The organism is Candidatus Hartigia pinicola (assembly GCA_020541205.1).
GTDB lineage: Bacteria > Pseudomonadota > Gammaproteobacteria > Enterobacterales > Enterobacteriaceae > Hartigia > Hartigia pinicola.
In genome coordinates this window covers 1,650,882-1,672,814 of sequence record CP048208.1, presented here as the reverse complement: position 1 = coordinate 1,672,814, position 21,933 = coordinate 1,650,882, and the positions used below count along the sequence as shown (strand labels likewise).

At 23.9% G+C, this 21,933-nt stretch carries 3 protein-coding genes and 1 pseudogene; 1 reads left to right on the top strand and 3 read right to left on the bottom strand.

The window, feature by feature from the left end; genetic code table 11:
• Nucleotides 1-3,652: 3,652 nt before the first annotated feature.
• Both recC and GFV14_RS03180 read right to left on the bottom strand, forming a co-directional pair.
• The gene (gene recC, locus GFV14_RS03185; protein WP_457914225.1) at nt 3,653-7,027 is read right to left on the bottom strand and encodes an exodeoxyribonuclease V subunit gamma; all 3,375 of its coding nucleotides are present in this window, start codon (nt 7,025-7,027) and stop codon (nt 3,653-3,655) included.
• A gap of 1,193 nt (nt 7,028-8,220) precedes the next feature.
• Nucleotides 8,221-8,442 carry a SlyX family protein gene (locus tag GFV14_RS03180; RefSeq protein WP_457914224.1) on the bottom strand — a complete coding sequence of 74 codons (222 nt, stop codon included), beginning with the start codon at nt 8,440-8,442 and terminating at the stop codon, nt 8,221-8,223.
• Between the two features lie 3,038 nt (nt 8,443-11,480).
• Here GFV14_RS03180 and fkpA point away from each other — a divergent pair.
• Nucleotides 11,481-12,229: pseudogene (fkpA, locus tag GFV14_RS03175) on the top strand (FKBP-type peptidyl-prolyl cis-trans isomerase).
• A 7,204-nt stretch (nt 12,230-19,433) separates the two neighbouring features.
• Here fkpA and folE read toward each other — a convergent pair.
• On the bottom strand, nt 19,434-20,093 hold the full coding sequence (gene folE / locus GFV14_RS03170; RefSeq protein ID WP_457914223.1) for a GTP cyclohydrolase I FolE: 660 nt from the start codon (nt 20,091-20,093) through the stop codon (nt 19,434-19,436).
• Nucleotides 20,094-21,933 lie beyond the last annotated feature (1,840 nt).

The window sequence follows — 21,933 nt, the reverse complement described above, 5'->3', positions numbered from 1 at the left end:
AAAAAAGTTGAGGAAATGTAGAAAATTTTTCTTATATTTTCAAATATTAAAGTGCACTTTTAATATACTCAAATTATTAAATTTAATATGCTTTTAAGCACTGTACGGAAGATTGTCTGTAGTATTTTTTACAAAACTATTAAAATAGGTGAAATATGTTCTTATTGTAGTCTTATTGTAACGATGATTTTCTTTTCGGTTGTTTTGCTGCTTCATGCAATTAATTAATGTCTTTTCCTTATTTCTCTCTGGGTATTTATGAAATAAATCTATTCAGTGCAGCTTGGTTTATTTTTTTAGTAGGCTACATGATAAAGTGTAAATTTTTTTCTGATATACTAATAAATATTTTGATTGTTTCAGTACAGATATTTTCAATCAGTATAACTTATAGAAAATTAGGCTATTTATATTACTAATTTTAGTTAAATTAGCTATGATGACTATTTAATATTAAGCATACATAAGCGTATTAAGTATTGAAATGTTTAACAGCTTAAGGATTAGGTTGTTTTATGCTATTGATGTATAATATTTCTTGATAGATTATAGGAGCAATGTAAAATTAGAGAGATAGATAATCATAAATTTTATACTAATAGTTAACAACTGAAAGTTAGGATATTTTATCTGCATACATGAATATGATATTAAATGCATTATTTAATTATTAAATAGAATAATAATAACCCTAAATAATTAAGATAAATTTATTTAAAAATTTTAACATCATGAAAGATTGCGGTTTTTAAAATAGTGTGAAAGTGTTACAGTATTTTAAACTAAGCTGAATAGTAATATAATTTTCTAAAATGTTCTGATTATCTTAAACATGAACGCTTAAATGTAATACCTTTAATAATATCACATTGCGTTTGATTATGATAGTTTATAAATTATATGAATTTAATAAGAAAATTTCGTAAGTTATTGAACTATTTTTTAAAAATTTTTTGTTATATATGATGAATTTATATAAAATGCATTTTTTCCTGTAATTATAGATAGAAGTAAAGTAATATCTCATTTTATCGGATGACATCGTCGATGTATGCTCTTTAGAAGTTTAGACTATTTAAAATTTTTTTGATTGTGTCGTAATACAACATTAGATCTATAGATTTTTATTATTAAGTGAATATTTTAAAGTATCGTAGTCTTAAATTTAATCATTATATATTAGGAAATGGATATATATTTCTGATTGATTAAGTCAGGATTTTCTAAGAGAAAATGTAATATTATATACTGCTGAAGCTAATTATTTACTTAGATAAATAAGGGTGACAGTATTGAGTTCACTGGGTAAAAATATCATAAAGGAAATTTTATATATTAGTGAATTTTAGCATATTTACCTAGGTGTGATATTGTTTTGTCGATTATAAATAGATACATATAAGAATATATGTATGAGAAATTTATTAACATTTAATAAACCTAAATCACGACAAATCAGAGCGTGAAAAAAGGTGCAGACATGTTTAGAAATTTTATAAAATGAACTGAGAAAACTATGATGAAAATATGGGTTAGGTTTTACAATGATTACGATAAAAATCGTACAGGTTTTACTGCATGAGCTAAATTAAGAGTCTTTATTTTAATCAAGTTCATAGTGTTCTTATAGCTTATTTGGTAAATTTATTACTTTTTTGATTAACGAATAGTTTCAATACGTAATTTATATGAGTCATTACATGCTAAATATTAATAATACTATCACTGAATCAAAGGTTAGTCATTGTACTATATATCTAAGAAATTAGAGATGTCTAATCTTTGATGTGACCACTTATTAAGAAATAATGTGATAGGTTTGAATGATTGTTCATAATAATTATATTAAATTCCTATAATTATTTTTATTTTTTTTGATGAACTTACTGAAGCAAATATTCAATAATAATCTAAACAATTTTTCTATTAAATTATTTGTAATTAAATAATATGAAAACTCAATTTTTAAGCGTTTACATGAAAACTACTTTCTTTAATATTTAAGAATTTAGGCCGAACATATTTATGTTTTAAAAATAAGATTTTGATTTTGTTATTAATTAGATTACAATATAAACTAAACTTATTTAAGTAATTTCATTGCATTAATATACTAATATCATAAATAAAAACTATTAATCATAGAATAGGCATGTTTCCGAGTTAGATATTATATTGAAATGTCTTTATGGAGTGTTTAAGTGTTTGTGGTAGAAAGTTTCAGACAATTCAGTAGATATTTTAGTGAATCATTTTAACTGAATCACTTTAGTATGTAAGAATAAGTGTTATGTTATAAAATTAAACGAAGTTGTTTTTTTTAGGAACATTTAATATAGTTAAATTTTGTTGATAGTTAGTGCTAAAAGTGATAGAGTGAATCATAATTTAAAATATAAACAACATTGTTAATTAGTGTTGTTGCTTTTATATAAAATATATACTCAGTATTAGTGTATTTATTGAAAATTGTAGTATTTCTGCATAAAATTCGTTATATATTACAAATGAATTTAAATATTTAAATGGGTTCATTTAGTATTTAGATCTAAATTTAGTATATGATTAACAGGAATATTTATTATTAATTGAAACTGCATTCAATTTAGTTTATTTTTTACGTGAAATCCACTGTGAAAATAACAATGTAATGCTTCTCCTATTTCATTAAATAGTTTTTTTATTAATGTTGTTTTGTTTAATATATTCAAGTTTACGAAAATAGACAAAGCAATTTTCTTATGATATTAAAAACTTTATTTTTTAAACTAATATCTAATAAGGTATCTGTAGTAATTTTAGTTTGATGAGTCATCATAAATCATCAAATCTTGTTAAATAATTTTTTAAGATATTAGTAAATTTTTAAATATATCATAACTAGATTGTTATTAACTACTTAATATATTATTATATATCTTTCTTATTTTTAATTAGAGCTGAAATATTAGTTTTTAATGATTTTATTTGAAAAATTAAAAACCATTTTAATGTTCATCATAATTGTAGCGATATTACTAATTAATTAATTATAATAAATTATACGGTTCATTAAATTTTTAGAGTAGTAATATTTAAAAGTCTCATAAGTTTACTTTGGTAGCTTACTGTTTAATTTTTATTCTAAAATAAAAAATGATTTTATCAGAAAATAAAGCAGTATTTTCATAAAAATATATTTTGATTTTTTTGAATGATTATTTTTTCTCTGAAACGAACTTTTTTCAGTTGGTGTGAATAGGCTGATGTTTTTTATCAAGGAAACTTAGTGTGAGTTGCTTAACTAATAACATTAGTTAATCTATTGATTTCTATTTTTAAAATACTGTTTTAATTTAAAGACAGTAATTAGTTTGATGTACTGTAATAATTTTTTGACAGGGTAAATGTATATATTTATAAAAATTTTAATAAAGAATCTTGTTTAAGTACTTTTTTTTAGTGCCCTATTAAAATATTAAGTTATAAAAACTCTAGCTATTAAATTATTTTTTAACTTTTGATAAGAATTAATATTAATATTAATGATTATTTTGTTTTTAGCTAATTCTCCTATCGTGTCATGATTAGTTCGTTATTATTTTTTTATAATTTTTAATAAGATCTACAAAAGTGGTTTAACCAACATAGCAGATTTCAATATTTTTCTATTTTATTTTAAATATTTTACCATCGGTAAAAGGTAACGCCGAGTATTATGTAGGAGTGTTTGAATCAATGTTGTGTTAACATTACTATAAACACGTAATACATAATCATCTTGCATTTCCCCTCGCTTGTTTGAAGAGCCTTCAAGACTGTGTAGTAGAATAGATAGTGCTTTTTGTTGAGTTTCTTTAGAAATAAAATCATATTGTTTAGTGTTTTTATCAAAACACGCTGACAACCAATTCCAGCCGCTGTTATTTAACAACAACAAAGGTGAATTTTGTCCTTCACAATAACCTGATATTAACTGCTCGAGATACTTTAGCGCATCTTTTTGTGTTATAATAGAAAAACTCCATATGCTGTTATTACAGCCAAGTGTAGTACTTTCACCTTCACCAACTAATAAGTTAAACATTAAATGTTCTATCCATAACTGAATAGCATCATATACGGTTAAATTAGCAGGTCGATAATGCAATATGCCTTTTACATTCACATCTTTTATTATACCAGTTATCTTAATACCGATAATTTGAGTGTCAATAATATAATTATATGATTTCGTATAATGTTCTTTCACTTTTTCTGCAAGTGGTATTATTGCATTAATTTGTTGCTCCCAAATTAGCTGACCAAATTTCTTAGCAGGTAACTGTCCTGTAGTTCTTAATTTTTGATATAAAGGAGTCAAATCTTTATTATTCACTAACAGTGATAAAACTCGCTCATTTATTTTATAACGCTGACCTTTATCTAAAATAAAGGGTTCATCTTCTGGTAGTGCAGTTTCTTCTATATCAAAATAAACTTTTAAACGTTGTTGAAAAAAATTTCTAATGGGATGACGATAAAAATATAACATTTGTTCGATCGTTATTTTAGTTACAGGCTCACGAATATCTAGTACAGATAAAAATGGTGTTTTTTCTTTAAGTATTGTTTTTGCTACTGGTAGCCACTCACTTGAAAAACTTTGACAAGAAATATTAGGAGTAAAATTTTCTTTGGAAAATGGAACTCTACTATGTTGCATAACAATGTGATGTTTAATTCGTTGTGCACTTTTATCAATATTATATTGTATATCGCTCTCTAGACAGAAACTTTGGCAGATATAATTTAATAGTTCTGTTATAAGAACAGAAGGGTTGTATAGTTGATTATTTTGAATTGATAATCCAATATAACTGATATAGAGTTGTTGTGTTGCTGCATTTATTGCCTCTAAGAATATGTAGCAATCATCTTCTCTACGTATTCTATCTCCTTTCATTTTTTTTTCTGCCATTAAATCAAAACTTAATAAAGGAAGACTCCGAGGATATATACCGTCATTCATACCAAGCAAGCACACTACTTTAAAAGGAACTGAACGCATAAGTGTTGGTTTGCAGAAATTAACACCTCCTGTAAGAAAGTTTTGGCATATTTTTTTATTATTAAAACTCATAGCTAATTCATTACGAATTATATCTAAAGGTACTTCTTCATTATAACCTGAGTTAACTCCATTTTCAATAATTTTATTCCATTTTTTTAAAACAACAGAAAGGATTAATTCTGAATCATGATGAATTTTAAAAAAGCGAGTAATTAGCTCTTGACAGATCTCTTTCCATTCACTCAGTGAACGTTTAATTGTTAATTGAGCACGCCATTCCCTTAATGAATTTACTAAGCATGCTAGTTTTCCTACTAAGTGCGCTGCTAAGCCGCTACATTCATCATAAGGTAAAATATCCAGCCAAGGACCATATTGACTATTCATCGCATAACCTAGTAACATGCGGCTTAAACCAAATTTCCATGTATTTTGTCCTGTTACCGGAAATGACAATGAGCGGATATTGTCATCGTCTAGTCCCCAACGAATCCCGGATTCATTTATCCAACGTCGTAGTAACCCTAATTCGTTTCTATTAATTCCAAAACGATCAGAAAATGAAGATACTTCAAGTAATTTAATTATTTGCTCTGTTGAACAGCGACTATATTCTAAATCAAGTAAAAAAATACATGACTGAAAAATAGGATCTGTTTTTAAGACTTGTTGGTCTGAAATAGAAAAAGGGATATAATGTTTTGAATCTGTATGACCAAAGACAGATTGAATAAACGGTGTATAACTATCAATATCTGGAATTATTACAATAATGTCTTTTGGTGTTAATTCAGGATTTTTTTCGAATAATGCTAATAGCTTATCTTGTAAAACCTCAATTTCTCTTTGAGCACTATGACAGGAATGAAAAGTTATTGATTCATCTAGTAATAATAATGGACGTTTACCTAAGCTTGAATCATAATCTTTTAATGACCTTCCTAGTTTAGCGTTGTTCTCAAGATCTAAAATATCTTGTTGTAGATTTTGTAGTAAGTTATCTCGATTTGTATCTATAAATGCTGAAACTTCATGCGCGTTATCTATCTGAGAAATATAATAGAGGTTATCTTTTCCCAATTGACCATATGATGCAAGTAATGGGTTAATAATATTTTGTTCGCCATTAGTATTAAATAACTGTAAGATATGTTTATCTGTTTTAAAGCGAGATATTTTATGTTTATGAACATAATGAACTAATTTACGTTTTTGTAGTTTTTTAAGAAAGGAGTGACTATGGATATCTCCCCAATAGTAACGGCAAGGATTAATACACATAAAGTGAATGTTGCTATGTTGAGAAAGTGCGTGAAAAATTTGTATATATAAAGGAGGCAATGATGAAATTCCACAAATAAAAATACGTTTTGGTAATACTTTATGTGAATGAGTGCCATTTAATAACTTATTGATAAAATTTTTGTAGATATTTGATCGATTGTATGATGCTTGACCGAGTGTTTTTTCGTGGGCTACTAACCGTAGCCATAATTTTTTTTGCCATAATTGATTGATACCAAGTTCTGTAACCAGTTGGTTTTTTTGCCATGTTTCAATCCATTGAGGACGATACAGTAAGTATCGGTCAAATAATTCAGCAATACGTGCGGATAATTGATAAAATTTTCGTTTATCGAAATCTTTCTGAAGATAATGCTTTAATAATTTAAATTCTTTCTCATCAATAACTTCTGGTAAAATTTTCATTAACTTCCAAGTGGTAGCCTGTTTAGTATATACACTTTCGTTAGGAGCATTTGGTAGTATTTGATAAAGAATGTTCCAGATAAAAGTAGAGGGTAAAGGATAATCAATATTAGCTTCTATTCCAAAATATTTAGATAATTCAATTTTTAACCACTGGGACATGCCGGAATTTTTTACTAAAATTATCTCTTTTTCAAATGGATTATCGAGTGGTGTATGCTCCATTACATGAGCCATGAGATTTTTTAATAGTTCTAGTTTATTAGAATAATAAACTTGAAACATTATTGTCACCTATTTTGTAATATGAGTGATGTTAATAACATTTTTGAATTAATGTTGATAAAACAATAATTTATTTATAGCATTATCAGGGATAATAAATATCTAGAAGTGTATTTGTTTATAAAAATAAAAGATACTTAGTTTTCAGGTTTAATTTTGATTCTGAACATATTATATTCTATATGAAATTATAACTATGAAATTATTTTTGATTTTTGCAGCGTTTAATAAAAATATAATATTTTTATTAAAGCTGAATGAAGTGACTGGAAAGATAGCAAAGAAATTATGGTAATTATTTATTTTGTTAGTTAGAAGATTTTCTGTTAATTTTTTAACAAACTTTTTCTACTGGGACAATAAGTTAACTATTCTCTCTTACTTGATTGTTTTTGTATGTATGATATAATTTATACTGAGAAGTAATGATAATATAGTGTGACTGTCATATTTTTGTTGTCTTCATAAAATAAACAAAGCTTCTCTAATACTAACTCAGAATCTTTTTAAAATATAATAATTTTTATATAACACTGTACTGAAAAAAAATTATAATAGTGACATCAGTTGAAAAAATATTTTAATCTAACAAACACATTAGAAAAGCTGACGCTTGCTTTAAGTTAGAATTCAATATGTAGTTAACGAAGTTAATGTAAGCTTCTGTGTAAATGCAAAGATTATTTCTGTGATGATTAAAGAAAATGTTAATTATAAGATATAGCTAATAAAATAGTTATAATATGACTAAAAATGCTCTGGAATTAGATAAGATATCGTGATAAATATTTTATGTTTCCTTAGTTCTACTATATTGTAAATTAATAATGTCATGTTCAAAAAAAATGTTTGTGTGAAGTTATGCTACACAAAATTATTTTAGGCGTCAAGATGTGTCACTAGTACTTATTATATAAGTGTAATATTTATGAATGATGTCACATTATATACTTAGAAAGTATTAAAATAATGATATGGAATATACTGCATTTTTAATGAGATTTAAAAAATGTAATTATCTAACGTGTATGATCTCGGACCGAATTTAAAAAATAGTTATAAATGTTTTCATGTTATATTTTAGTTGATTAATTGTATGTATATTATGCTCTAATTGTATACACAATACTGAATATATCTTCAGTATGAAAATATATAAAAATTTTTTTGTTAACTAGTTCAGAAAGAAAAAATTAATAATGTGGTGGTAACTTTTCTTCTTCTTGTCTGGCAAGATCATAAATCTGAGATGCTGTCAATCGTTTAACTATAATACATATTTGTTCTTGTATTTTCATTAATAGCATTTCCTGCTTAGTAATAATCTGATTAAGTTGTTCGATCGTACGTTCTTGAAAAGCGGTTTTACTTTCTAATAGCTCAAGTCGTTGTTCAAAATCACTTGATACATTCACGTGGATACTCCTGTATGGTTTTATTATAAATAAACTATAACAATAACTGCATATTATAAATTAATAGTTAAATTTTAATTAAATAAACAGGTGTTAAATCTCTTTGTTAAAATAGATTAAATAATTATTATATGGGTGATTAGCGTAGTTATTGTGATAAGCATAGCTACTCAATAGTTAAGTATTTCAATAGAGTTAATGTTTATATAATTTAACGTATATACAATACACTATTTAAATAAAAGATTCATTTGCAAATAAAATTATGATAATACGTTATAATAAAAATTTAGCATGATAACATGCTAATCGAAGGTTAATGTAAGCCAGGGTATAAAATAATCAATTAATTAGTTGTCAATAAAAATTAAAGTCGAGAGCACGGTGAAATATATAAATAGAAAGAGGTTAGTCAATAAAAAATCTGCGCTATGATACAAAATGACACAAGACACTAGGTAAAACTTACAGGGAAAATAATATGATCGTTAATTATAAAATATACTAAGTTATAAGATTGAATGTGATAAGAAAATTTAAATATTAAGTTATTATTAACAGCTAGTCGAAAGCCAATTAATATAAACTAGTAGTAAATCTTTAGTCAAGGGTAAACTTATGCATTTATAGTATTTAGTTAAATGATTTTCAATCTTAAAAGTAAAATTAATCAATAATTGATTTTTATTAAATTATACTTTATTAATTTTACATGTTAAATGTAATAGTCTTGGACTGAATAGCAGTATAGAAAAATAAACGTATATCTATATCTGCAATGTAAAGTGGTCGTCATGATGTAGAATAATGCAGCTTCATTGATTAACTCAAGTTTTTAATTTTAGGGTATACAACTGTAATATAACAAGTTTGTTGAATAAACTAAGTCCAACAGTAACAATTAGCTTTTTACCTTTACAAAACATGTAGATATGTTTGAAGTTTATTTTATTTTCATTAACAATTATTAATTTAGTTATGAAAATTGTTACATTATTAATGTTTGTTTTAATATTAAAATTATGTGTTTGCTAATAGCAAAATAGTTTATAACATTGTGATTAATATTACGTAATAAGATCTTAAGTGCATCTATGTTGAAAATATATTACAACTTATCAGTTTACTCAAAGAGAAAGGTTATTGTATAAAAATAAACTCTAACCTATGTCGTCAAATCTTACGGTATTTAGTAAGAGAGATAGAATTTCAATATGGACAATGGATAATGATTATATTAATAAAATCTTCGTTAAGATTTAAAGATTGTGCAATTAATCACTACCTAAATTAAACTTGTAATATTAATAAAAAGTGTTTAGGTCAAATGAATTGATTATTTTACTGAACTAGTAACTTCAATGACTGATCTATATTAGTGACAGTCGACTGAGTATCGATAATAATTCTATTTCACTATATATTTATCTTTTATCACAGACAGGAACACATGTGGGAAAAGTTTATATTTTATAAATTTTTAGATTTAAGCATTTCATTGCAAATTTTTCTATTTTGATCATGCTTCATAAAGCAATATTGATATTTACTATTGTTTTGTATCTATTTAAAAAATTATTTAGATACATGAAAAATGAAAATCTTAACGAGTTTTATTTTGGATCTAGTATTTGTTCCTTCGATTTAGTAAAATATTAATAAATTATTAGTGTTTTATAGTTATACTATTTTCAATAGTTTATAGTCAAAACTAACAAGCTAAAAAACTATTAAATGATAAAAAAATTTTTATTTTCAATGTCAAGGCTTTCGTGTATAAAATCAACTAGCATGTATTCAGTGACTGAGTTTAAAAGAATATGAAAGTATCTGAGATGCTAGCGTATATTATTGTTTGAAATTTAAACAAATAACTCGTGAGAAATACTCTTATTTTACTTTAGCAGACATTCAAAATTTAGTTAATACATTTTGCACCTAAAGTAGTCTGTATACTAATCATGTTATGTGATTCTGAGTGTATAATACTATAATGCATACATCGTTAATCACAAAAATGTAGTATGTAAAAATACTGTCATTTCAGTAGCGGTTTTCTTAGATTAAATAATGGGTTACGGAAGAATATACTCAAAGTTTATTTATATACTATCAGTAAAATCGTAATATAATAAATAAATAAAGTATTGTTTATAATTTTTAATATTTAAAAAAATAAGTAAATATATAACTTATGTATTTTTAGAACATAGTTATGTATTCATAAAAATATTTTTATATTGTTATATTACATATCAATTTAAGTAATTAAGTAGTTTTATCTATTTTAATTTTTTAAAAAATAAATTTTACTATAAAAGAACAACTGATATTATATAGAATATCCTCATACAGTTTTTAAATCTAGTATTTATGGTCTCTCTATTGTATAAAAATACTGAATATATTTTAAATATTATAACATTAAAATAGGAAAATACTTTTTATTTTGTAAGTCCATGAAGATTAATGATTTGTTGGTGGTATTCTTTTTTATGGTTTTATAATATAAGATATTTGAAACATCTTGATGTTGTGAGCTAAAATATACACATGCACACTTGCATTGTTATTAATGGTATCTGTTGTGTTGGTGATGTTTTTGATTAAGTGAAGCAATAGAAACTTATTCATAAGATATTTTTTAATGCTGCAAATAATTGTTTAAAGTTACTTAATAAAGTTATTGTGATACTTCTCTATAGTTTGCATCATAAAACTATTATGATAATCAAATCTTATAAATTAATAGGTAAATTTTATCCAAAGAGACGGGTGTTATAATCTTTTTATTAATATTGACTGAGTCATTATTTTATTGCTTAGTATGTTTTATAATGAATATAATTTCATTTATATGTATGTAAATAATCATTTAGACTATTTAAATAGGCATATAGATTGAAGAAGTTTTAGCATCTTTTAGTCGCGTAATAAAAACTAGAAATTATATAATTTAACGTATAAAAGTACATGCTAAAAGCGATTATCTATAATACGACATTAGTTAATAACTTATAATAAAATTGGGGATTAAGATGAAATTACTGTTTAAAGCAAGTTTTTTAATAACAATATTAACAATGACTTTTCATACTTCAGAAGTTATAGCTACTACAATCACTAAAACAATACCAACAAGTAGCGCGTTTAAATCAGTGCAAGAACGTAATGCTTATGCATTAGGTATGTCTTTAGGTCGTTATATGAAAAACTTATTAGACGAACAAAAAACAATTGGTATTAATTTAGATAAAGTACAGTTATTAACTGAGATTCAGGAAGCGTTTAATACAACAAGTAAAATGACGGATGCAGAAGTTGAAGAGACAATACGTCAATTTGAGGTTGAGGTTAAAGAAGCTGTAGAAAAAAATGAAAGATGAATCTGCGGTGAATAAAAAAGTTGGTGCGGAATATCGTGAAAAATACGTAAAAGAACAAGGAGTTCTAAAAACTAAGTCTGGTTTATTATATGAAATCGTAAAAGAAGGGACTGGTATCAAACCTAAAGTAGAAGATACTGTTATTGTTTATTATAAAGGTATGCTGAGCGACAGCAGTGAATTCGATAACTCATATTTACGTAATATGCCATTGACTATTTCTTTAAATTCAGAAATTAAAGGATGGACTGAAGGTTTAGTGCATGCTAAAAGGTAGAAAAATTCAATTAGTAATTCCTGCTGAATTAGCTTACGGTCCTAACAATATTCCAGGTATTCCAACAAATTTAACGTTAGTGTTTGATATTGAATTATTAGATATCAAACTTGCTACAAAATAATTTTTACTTTTAAAATAAGAACTAGGTTGTTTAAGTTTGGTGTTGAAAGTATTTTAATTGTTATGTTAAAATGACTGAATAATTGATTTGACTAAAATGTATTTAATTAAAACATATCTAGCTTAGATTATTGTCTAATAAAATTATTTGTTATTTTATATATATCTCTTTCAGCTTACATGTGATTTTTTATTTCTATATTAATATTCTAAAGTCTTACAATATTCCCTGAGTCAAGAGATTTATTTTTAAAATCATGAATACTAGCGCCAACTGAATTTAGTAAAATAGCATCCAGTCAGTTTGATATATAAGTTTATAGTAATTATGAATGTAAATTGATTTTATTGTTATTAATAATTATTTACTAATCTGTGTAAATTTTGTGTAGATTACTTTCTGAGGTCAGTTTGTGATGATTATTTTACTAATTAATGACGATGTATTTGTGATGGCTTCAGATTTATTATATTAAAGATGGTAAAGAATATGTATGCTGGAAATTTATTAAAAGCTAGTAATACTAACTGAAGAAAAGTATGTACATAGAAAATCCCTAAATTATATTGGTATATCATGCAACTTTAAATCAGAAAATTAGTATTAATATATAGAAGTTTAACAATAATTATATTAATAAAATTTTAGTCGTTGCTTGATATGCGTTATTTATGTAATAAAATAAATAACTTGTAGTATTAATAAAATACCTTGAGTCAAAATGCAACTATTTGTTTAGTTCATAACTAAACGTGAATAACTTAAAATATTGATAAAATCATTTAGTGTCAATTACAATGTTACTAAATAAAATTGTCTATTTTTTAATGTAAGTTAAAAAAGAAATCTTTTCAATCTATGACAGGATTTTACTATCTTAAACTATAATTTGTGTAATTGAATCATGATTGATTTCTTTAAATTAAATACAAGATTTTAACACACGATCTTTTTGAGAAATATTTTAAATATAAGAATTTAATTAATAATAAACATTTTCCAGTGATTGATTAAAAATCTATTCTATTTGTATATTGTTTATCCGTAACACAAGTCTGTAAGTATCTTGATTTATCAGGATAAATTAAGATAAAAGCTTTCAGATATGATTTCTATTATTAATGATTTATGTGTCAGAAGCATCTCTGTTTTTTGAGATATCAAAGTAAAATCTAATACTATACATTCATTATAGTTTAACAAAACAATTAGAAAAACATAAATAACTATGTAATTAATTCACTTTGTTAATGCAATAATTTTTTAATCATTTTACTGACATAATCGTGTTTATTATATCAGCATCGAGTGAATTATTCTTTCAAATCGAATTCTTTCATGGTATTTTATAAAAAAGTCTCTTGATAGATTATGATATAAAATATTTTTATTCAAGATTTTTAAAACTAAAGACGATAAACCCTTACTGCTAATGAAGATTTTTTTAAAAATCATTATATTTAATACATTAAATTAGATTATAATTATATGTAATTAATAGTAATTAAGATATGCGTTTAAGAAATCATATTTTATTTTTAGAAACATACTAGACGCATATGTTTGTAGGTAATGTATATGTATAAACTATTCCGTGTTTTAATGTGTATTTTCAAAGTATTCAACAGTAAGAGATTCACTGTAGTATTGTTTAAAAAAATCACTATATCTTATGCAATATTAAATGATAGAAAAATTATAGAAATAAAATAATTCTTTAGTTTTTTGTTAGAAGTATTTTGAGGACGGATGGTGTTTTATGATTATTAATGTGTAAAATATTAATTTATAAATTTTTAATCGTATAAATATGGGTTTTGAAATATTATGATGGGAATAAAAATCTCTAAAATTACATAATATATCTTGATGGATATTTCAAGTGTTTTGTATTTTATTTTAGTCAAAATGTGTAGTATGATAAATAAACAAGCATTGTTATAACTGTTGTCCTGAATAACATTATTTTCATGTGTAATGTATGTGTTAGACACGATTATTTGCAGAGAGTATCTATCACAACACTAGACTTGATCTTCATGATAGTATTATGAAGATAAATTATATTGTGATATAGTATTTGATTATTATGTGCAATATAATTGAATTAATGAGAAAAATGTCGTTAAATATCGTAAAATAAAACAGAGTGATAGCTACTATAATATATGCTATAAATTTATTCATCTCGTATTTATTTTCTTTCTGTGAGGAAGAAAAGACTAATAAATTTAAGTTTTTAAGAATCAAAAAGAAAGTAAACATATTTTTTGTTATGTTTAACAATCATTCAAATGATTAATGGGGTGGTTGTATGAATTTGAATTAGTAGAATTTGTTCTTTAATAATAATTTTAGTTCAGTTTCTTGATAGTGAATTCTTAAAAATTTTTATTTTTATACATGCAAACTATTTTTTAAAAACTAGTGAGTAAATTTTTTGTTTTTCTGTATAGTTTAAGCATAACGATTATAATGTTTATTTAGTAGTTATAACGATAGCGAGAATATTTATCTAGATATTGTAGTTAATTACACTTATAATTTTTTTATCAGTTCAGATTGAGATATTATATTTACCTCTTTGAGGTTATCCAAAGATTTTTGATGATCTTTTGTATTCTTTCATAAAGACAATAAAAATTACTTATTTTAATAGTACCCGGTCGGCATTGGCTTGCTAACTATTCTAATTTTTTCAGAACTACTGTATACTTATTAATATTTTAAAAAAAACATTACTATCGTATCTAACGATCTGCTATTGTTGTTATATAAGTAACACGTTTAGAAATTTGGGTGTATTTAAACTGTTTTTAGTTGAAGGAGTTTAAATTAAAATTTTTTTATATTTTACATAATATTTTCTTAGAAGGCTTATCGCAGAAAAAGCTAGACTTTACTAAAATCTGTTAACGTCAAGTATATATAAACAAGTAAAGAAAAACTATTAATGAATTTATGTATATTTGTACAAAAAAGATATCAGTATATTGCTAAAATTACTATTAATATTAAAAGTGCATATAGTAATATATTCAGTTTTTTGACAGTAAATCTATAAATAATGAAATAAATACTCCAGTGTATAAAGTTAATGTTAACGAGTTAATTATGTAATAAAAGAGTTCTTTTTACTTCATAGAGAGAATTTTTTTATATTATTTTACAAGATCATTAATATTTTATTGAGAGTTGTTTTAATTTTTAATGACAATATTGTTTCAGTCAAAATAGTTATCGTTAATTCGATGTTGTAATTTTATTCAAAATCGGATTTAAACGTTAATATTATTCATAAGTTATTCTGATATTTTTAAGTACAATAAGAAGTGTGCATTTCATAGAATTTCATTATTAAGTGGTGTGAATTAGGATGATTACTTGATGACGATGAGAAGACTACGTGATTTTTAAAAAACGAAGTGACTAGATAGTATTACAGCTCTTAAAGAGAGGTGAAAATAAGAGAATTTTATTTAAATGAACTCTTTAAGTAATACTTTATATATTAGAAAATAATATAAGTACATGTATAATGTCACATCACATAATAAACTGGAAATATTATATTATAACAACATTTCAATTGATGCTTTTTCTATATTAATTTCCTCATACGCAGTTCTTGCTACATGTTAATATATAGAAAATAATAAAGTATTTTTAAAGCTAATTTCAAAAATGTAAATGGTAAAGATTTTTATAATCGCGTTAGAGTTATTACAAAATGTATAATCTATCGATGATTAATATTAAATATTTTATTTAAAATTGTTTCTATAAATTATTGAGATAGTCAATGTGACTATAACCATATTTCTCAGAATTTTCTATATTCTATTAGATCTTATTGTAGTGCATTCTGTATGCGTTTGACTATTTCATGTTTTAAAAATGTATTAAAATATAAAATTTAGTATTTTTTAATTGTATGATTAAGCTTAGTATACAATATTATGAATTTTTATTTATATAAAATTTTATCTGATAATATGTTCTTTAGGTATACTATTGTTGTTAAGCCACCATCTAGAAGATAAAATGTTTTGTTTTTACATTTCTTATTGTTACTGAACTTGCATGTCGTAATCCTAAATTTTGATTTAGATGTATTGTGTATGTTAGAAATCTGTTGACTGCCTTATAAATTTTCATGAGTAGCATTTTGTTCTAAACAATTTTGCATATTAAAAAATTATAAAAATTTATTATTGCTTCGATTACTGTTTATATGAATTTTCTTACTATACTTGTAAAATATGCTCGAGTAAATTAAGCTATATTTTTAAAAATTTCTTTTGTAATTATTAATAATATACACATAGTTTTTCTAGAAAGATTACTAAGAAATAGAGGATGCGAAAACTGAAAATTAGTTTTCAGTATATATAAGTAGTTTATAAAATACTATATATTCTGTAGGTTTCTGTCATTTTGATAAAATATATGAAAACTAGTATTGACGATTGAGAGTTAATTCATAGCACAGTAGTGATTATTTTTCTATTTAAGATAGTAATTTCATATAGATTTATGTTTTATATATTAATGTATGCAGTGATTTCAGTGTCGTTTGAATTTTTTCTGAATACTTATCTTGCTTATAAAAAATAGTTTAGATTTGACTTCATAGACTATAGTGTATCTAGATTTGATTTTTTAATAATTAGAGTTGTATATAAAAATAAAAAGCATGTATAACCAATATTTATTGCACACCGTAAAGGCATTAATCCTCCGTGTTGAATCATACTAATACTAAAATATTTACAGTGAGAGTTTTTGAGATTTTTACATGACTAAGTACATTTACTAATATGTATATATTGAATTGTAAACCATGATTTTTGGATAAGAATAAGTCTATTTTTGCATTTATAATGCAGATAGAATATATTACACAGTATCTTATTCTTTCTATTTAATAAAATGATTCAATGATGTTAAAATTTAAAATTAAGAGTTTTTTTTGAGGATATGATGAAATGAATTTATATTTTAACATAAACTAGTTTAGTTATCTATATCAAAATCATTTAATTGTTTTGTAAACATTATAATAATAGAAAAATAAATATTATTATCATATCAGTATAAAAATTTAAGTAATGTAATATATAAGAAGTTATTAAGATGTCTTAAGTCATAAGAATGTAATCAACATCAATATTAATAGTAAGTTATTATATACAATAATCTGCTTAGTACATTTTTAGATTTTAGTTATTGAATAATTTCAATACTTTCAATAATATGATAAATTCAAGATGTATACAATGTTATAATACTATAATTAGATTGTTAATAATATCATTAAGAATTATAGTAGAAAATTACTTAGATTTTACATATTTTGAACATAAAGAAATTTTTAATGAGTTAGAAAATCATAACATAGTTTCTATATGTAGATTGTGTTTTTAGTTTAAAATATGATGCTTATTTTATTTATAGGAATAATGAACTCTAACAAAGAACGTTAATACTGACTGTGTATATTATATAGCTAATAATATATCTTATTGATAGTGCTTTGTTTCAAAATAATATTACAGTTAGTAACTACCGCTATTTAGTATAAAAGATCAACGATCTTAAATTCATGTAAAAGTCTTATTTTTAGGTAAAATAATAGTTACTTGAATATAGTTCAGTCATTAAATGCACTTTATATATCGGAGTGTTTACTCAATTATCTAATGATCAATGTAATAAATAATAACTGGGATATCAAATAATGCTGTCACTCAACTGGAGATGTACTCTTTTACTATACGCTGATAAATTAGATGTTGTTAAAGTTCTGTGACAGATCTATTAAAATTCTTAATCTTTATGTTATAGTTATAACTGATTTCGCGAATAAAATTATTTTCTATTGTTAATTGTTACTCTTTTTGAAAGTATTACTGATTTTTTTAGATATATGATACCTTAATAATTTATTTTTTTAGAGTAAGGTGTTCCACTGAACTGAGTAAGCGCATGACTAGATCATTGCGAGCGTATGGATAAAAGCATATACATTATATGCAGTCTTGATTGAAGCGATATCTTTTGGTTACTCTACTAGAGATGCATTAGTAATAAGTGTAGTAACATTATTTATTAGTCAATAGAAATAAATACGGGATTTACTATAATTTTAGTACTATATTAAATATTCGCTCTTAATAAAAAAGAGAATATATTTAAAACACCCACATTAAAAATTGGTATTTTACATACTGCTTACAGTCTATTGATATTTAGTAATATTTTTTTAGGAAACTTAATTTGTTAATTTTATTAAATTTTTTCTTTTCATTATCACTCTTAGTATATCATATACGTTATCTACTAATATATATCTACGTATATAAGTAATTTTATTCAGGTTAAAATCTATATAAAGTTTTTCTATTTTTACAATATTTATCGTGACTGTAAGTATATAAAAGAAATGCTACATTTCTCTATTGTAATGTGTATTTTAGCTTTGGAAACTATTGATATTTTATTGTAAAACTTTTATCAGTGATATGCATATTTGTAATATTATTTACATCATGATTATGCTAGTTATATTAACGTTCTAGCTATTTTATATACAGATTGTTCTTAGTATACTTTAATAACTTCTTTAGTGCGTCGAACTATTTTTAATGATCTCTTTTTTGAATTTTAAAAGAGTGACTTATTAACTTACTGAGAAGTTATTGTGTAGTGTTTTTCATTAGAAATCACTTGTTGAAGATATAGAACAGAATATAAAAATTTTATGTGTATTATTCATACCTAGAGACATATATTGTAGATATGTAGTAATCATGAGCTTATATTTGAAATATTTCCTTCTTAAAGTATTATGATAGATTTTTTATTCTTAGAATATATATAAATAATTAGGACTAATAATATTCTAAGCAAAATAGGAAAAAAAATCAACTATCTAATACATATTTTATCATCGTTGATGCTTAATTAATAATTCTAATCTCATACTGAAAACAAATAGAAAAGACAAGAATTTAGCTTAACTCAATCATAATATCTTATAATTATACTTATAGCGAGTATATGTCAAGTTTACATCAATTATTTTCTAAAAAAAATCTAAACAACATTATCAATGAAATATATTCAGATTACTAAATGTTAGTTGAGTCATTCGTATAAATACAAATTTAAATTATATCGAAGATTACATAACTATTGTAAATTATTGATGCTGAATAGCGCGTAAGAATTCTTGTCGTGTATTTTGGCTAGATTTAAATAATCCTCCTAAAGAGGTGGTTGTTGTCGCACTTGTTGCATCATGAACACCCCTAGCTTTTACGCAGTAATGAACAGCATCAATCGAGACAGCTACATGGCGAGTATCTAGTATTGTTTGTAAAGCAACAAGTATTTGTTGTGTCAATCGTTCTTGTATTTGAGGGCGTCGAGAAAAAAATTGGACAATTCGATTTATCTTCGATAAACCGATCACTTTATTTTTTGGAATATAAGATACCATTGCTTTTCCATCAATAGTGACAAAATGATGTTCGCATATACTAGTTAACGTAATATTTCGTACAGAAACCATTTCATCAACATTCATTTTATTTTCAATAACAGTGATTTTTGGGAAATTAATATAATCAAGACCTGAAAAAATTTCATTAATATACATTTTAGCGATGCGTTTTGGTGTATCTATTAAACTATCGTCGGTAAGGTCTAAATTTAGTAGCTTCATGATTTTTATCATATGCTGCTCAATTAATTGTTTACGTTCTTCATCTGATTTTTGTTGAACATGTAACGGGGTTTCAAGCCCCTTAGTTTTTAAAGCTAGATGAACAAGCTCTGCTTCTGTGCTTAGAAATGACATTAAATTCTCCACAAAGATATATATTAAATAATAAATTTTTTATACTAAAATCATGCATTGTGCAACATCATATGTAGAGCATATTTTATAAAAAACAGATATGTTCTATGCTCTAAAATAGCCTATAAAGATAATACTGTGTTATATCCGTGGAATATGTAAAATTTTTAGATATATAAATATTTAATTTCTTAGTATAAATTTTGACATATATAATTAGATATATCATTATGTAATAATAATTAAAGCTATTATCTGTTTTTTATTTATCTATAACAAATGATGTTTCCATTATATTTCAAATCACTATGAATTTTAGTAAATATTTTTCAAACATATTCATCTATCTTTCATGGTGTCTTATTTGATTGATTTTTATTTTTAATTTTTTATATATAAAAACAAAAATAATATATACAACATATATTAGAGATAATTAATTTTAAATTTAAAATTAAAGTATAACGGGTTTATATAAAATAATAACAATTGATTTTTATGTTACTATTTTAGTAGATTGTATGTTGGTATTTTATATCAATCGTTTAATTAGAATTGTTTTATTCATTTTTATACAATGATTTATAGTTATTTCATTTCGTATCGTAATGTAGTGTTATATATAATATTTTCTGTATTAAAACAACAATATAAAAAATATAATAATAAATTTTTATTATATTTTAAAATAGCCTTCTCTTTGAGAAGAACTGAGAGAGCGCTTAAATATCTTTTTAAATCTAATAAATTTTATGTATTTTTAAAGAATAAACGTGGTTTACAATATTGATATCAGATGAAATATATTTTAACATATTCAGAATCTTATTCCTAATGTGTGGCAATATTACACTCTAGTGATTTTTTATTAAAAGTACTTTCTATTTTTATTTTAAACTTTTAAAAAAAGAAATCTAACGAGACATCTCTATTTCAGCTAGTAATGGTAAAGCTAATATAACTATTTCCATCATGCATGAATTAATAATGAAATATAAATATAACACGATTCGTGAAACAGTTTATTATGTGGTTAAAAGAGTTTTGTGATAAAACTATAGATCGTAGAAGATAGATTGAGGTATAATTTATAAAATTAAAATTATTATCATAATGTTTAAGGTAAAAGATCTCTAAATTTCTTGTAATCTACACTAAAATAACTGATAAACATAAATAATGTCTTATCAGAAATTAGTTGCATAAGTGAAAGATCTATAGCTAATTCATACTGAGTGTTAAGTGTTGTCAGTGAAATAATGTATGTAATTCACTTTATGTTTTGGTCTGATTGTAAAATATTCAGTTGTTGAAAGTAGATTTAATTAATGAAAAAAATTTTTAGAATATAAAAGAATTATAATAATTATTTAAATATTTAGAGTACGGTTGGGATTGTTAATTATTTTTAGTTGTGTAAAAATTGAATAGGAAGTCTTATAGCTTAAAGTGATTTAAAACTTATCATTGATTCTATTGAGTGATGACGTTCTCACTGTATTTATAATGACTTTTTATTTAGAGCGCATATGATGTCTAATAAAAATGTCAATAATGAGCGTGTATTTATGTAACGCTAACAAAAAATATGATTAATAGCGTTTTTTCGCTCAAGATTATATCTTGAGTTAATAACTATTACTGCTGGTAACGGTAGCACAAATTTAACGTTACTATATGAACACAGAAAGATACGGTTTCTAGTTTTGAGGTGAAACTTTACCTTGATATAATTAAGTTTTTAGATCTAATTTATTTTAATATATTTGAGTTATTTCAATATTGTTTAATATAAAAATTAAAATTAATCCAATAATCTTGCATATTAATGAATATTTTT

Excerpts from the sequence above, each read along its gene's own strand:
- folE (WP_457914223.1), bottom strand. The coding sequence starts at position 20,093 with ATGTCATTTCTAAGCACAGAAGCAGAGCTTGTTCATCTAGCTTTAAAA.
- recC (WP_457914225.1), bottom strand. The coding sequence starts at position 7,027 with ATGTTTCAAGTTTATTATTCTAATAAACTAGAACTATTAAAAAATCTC.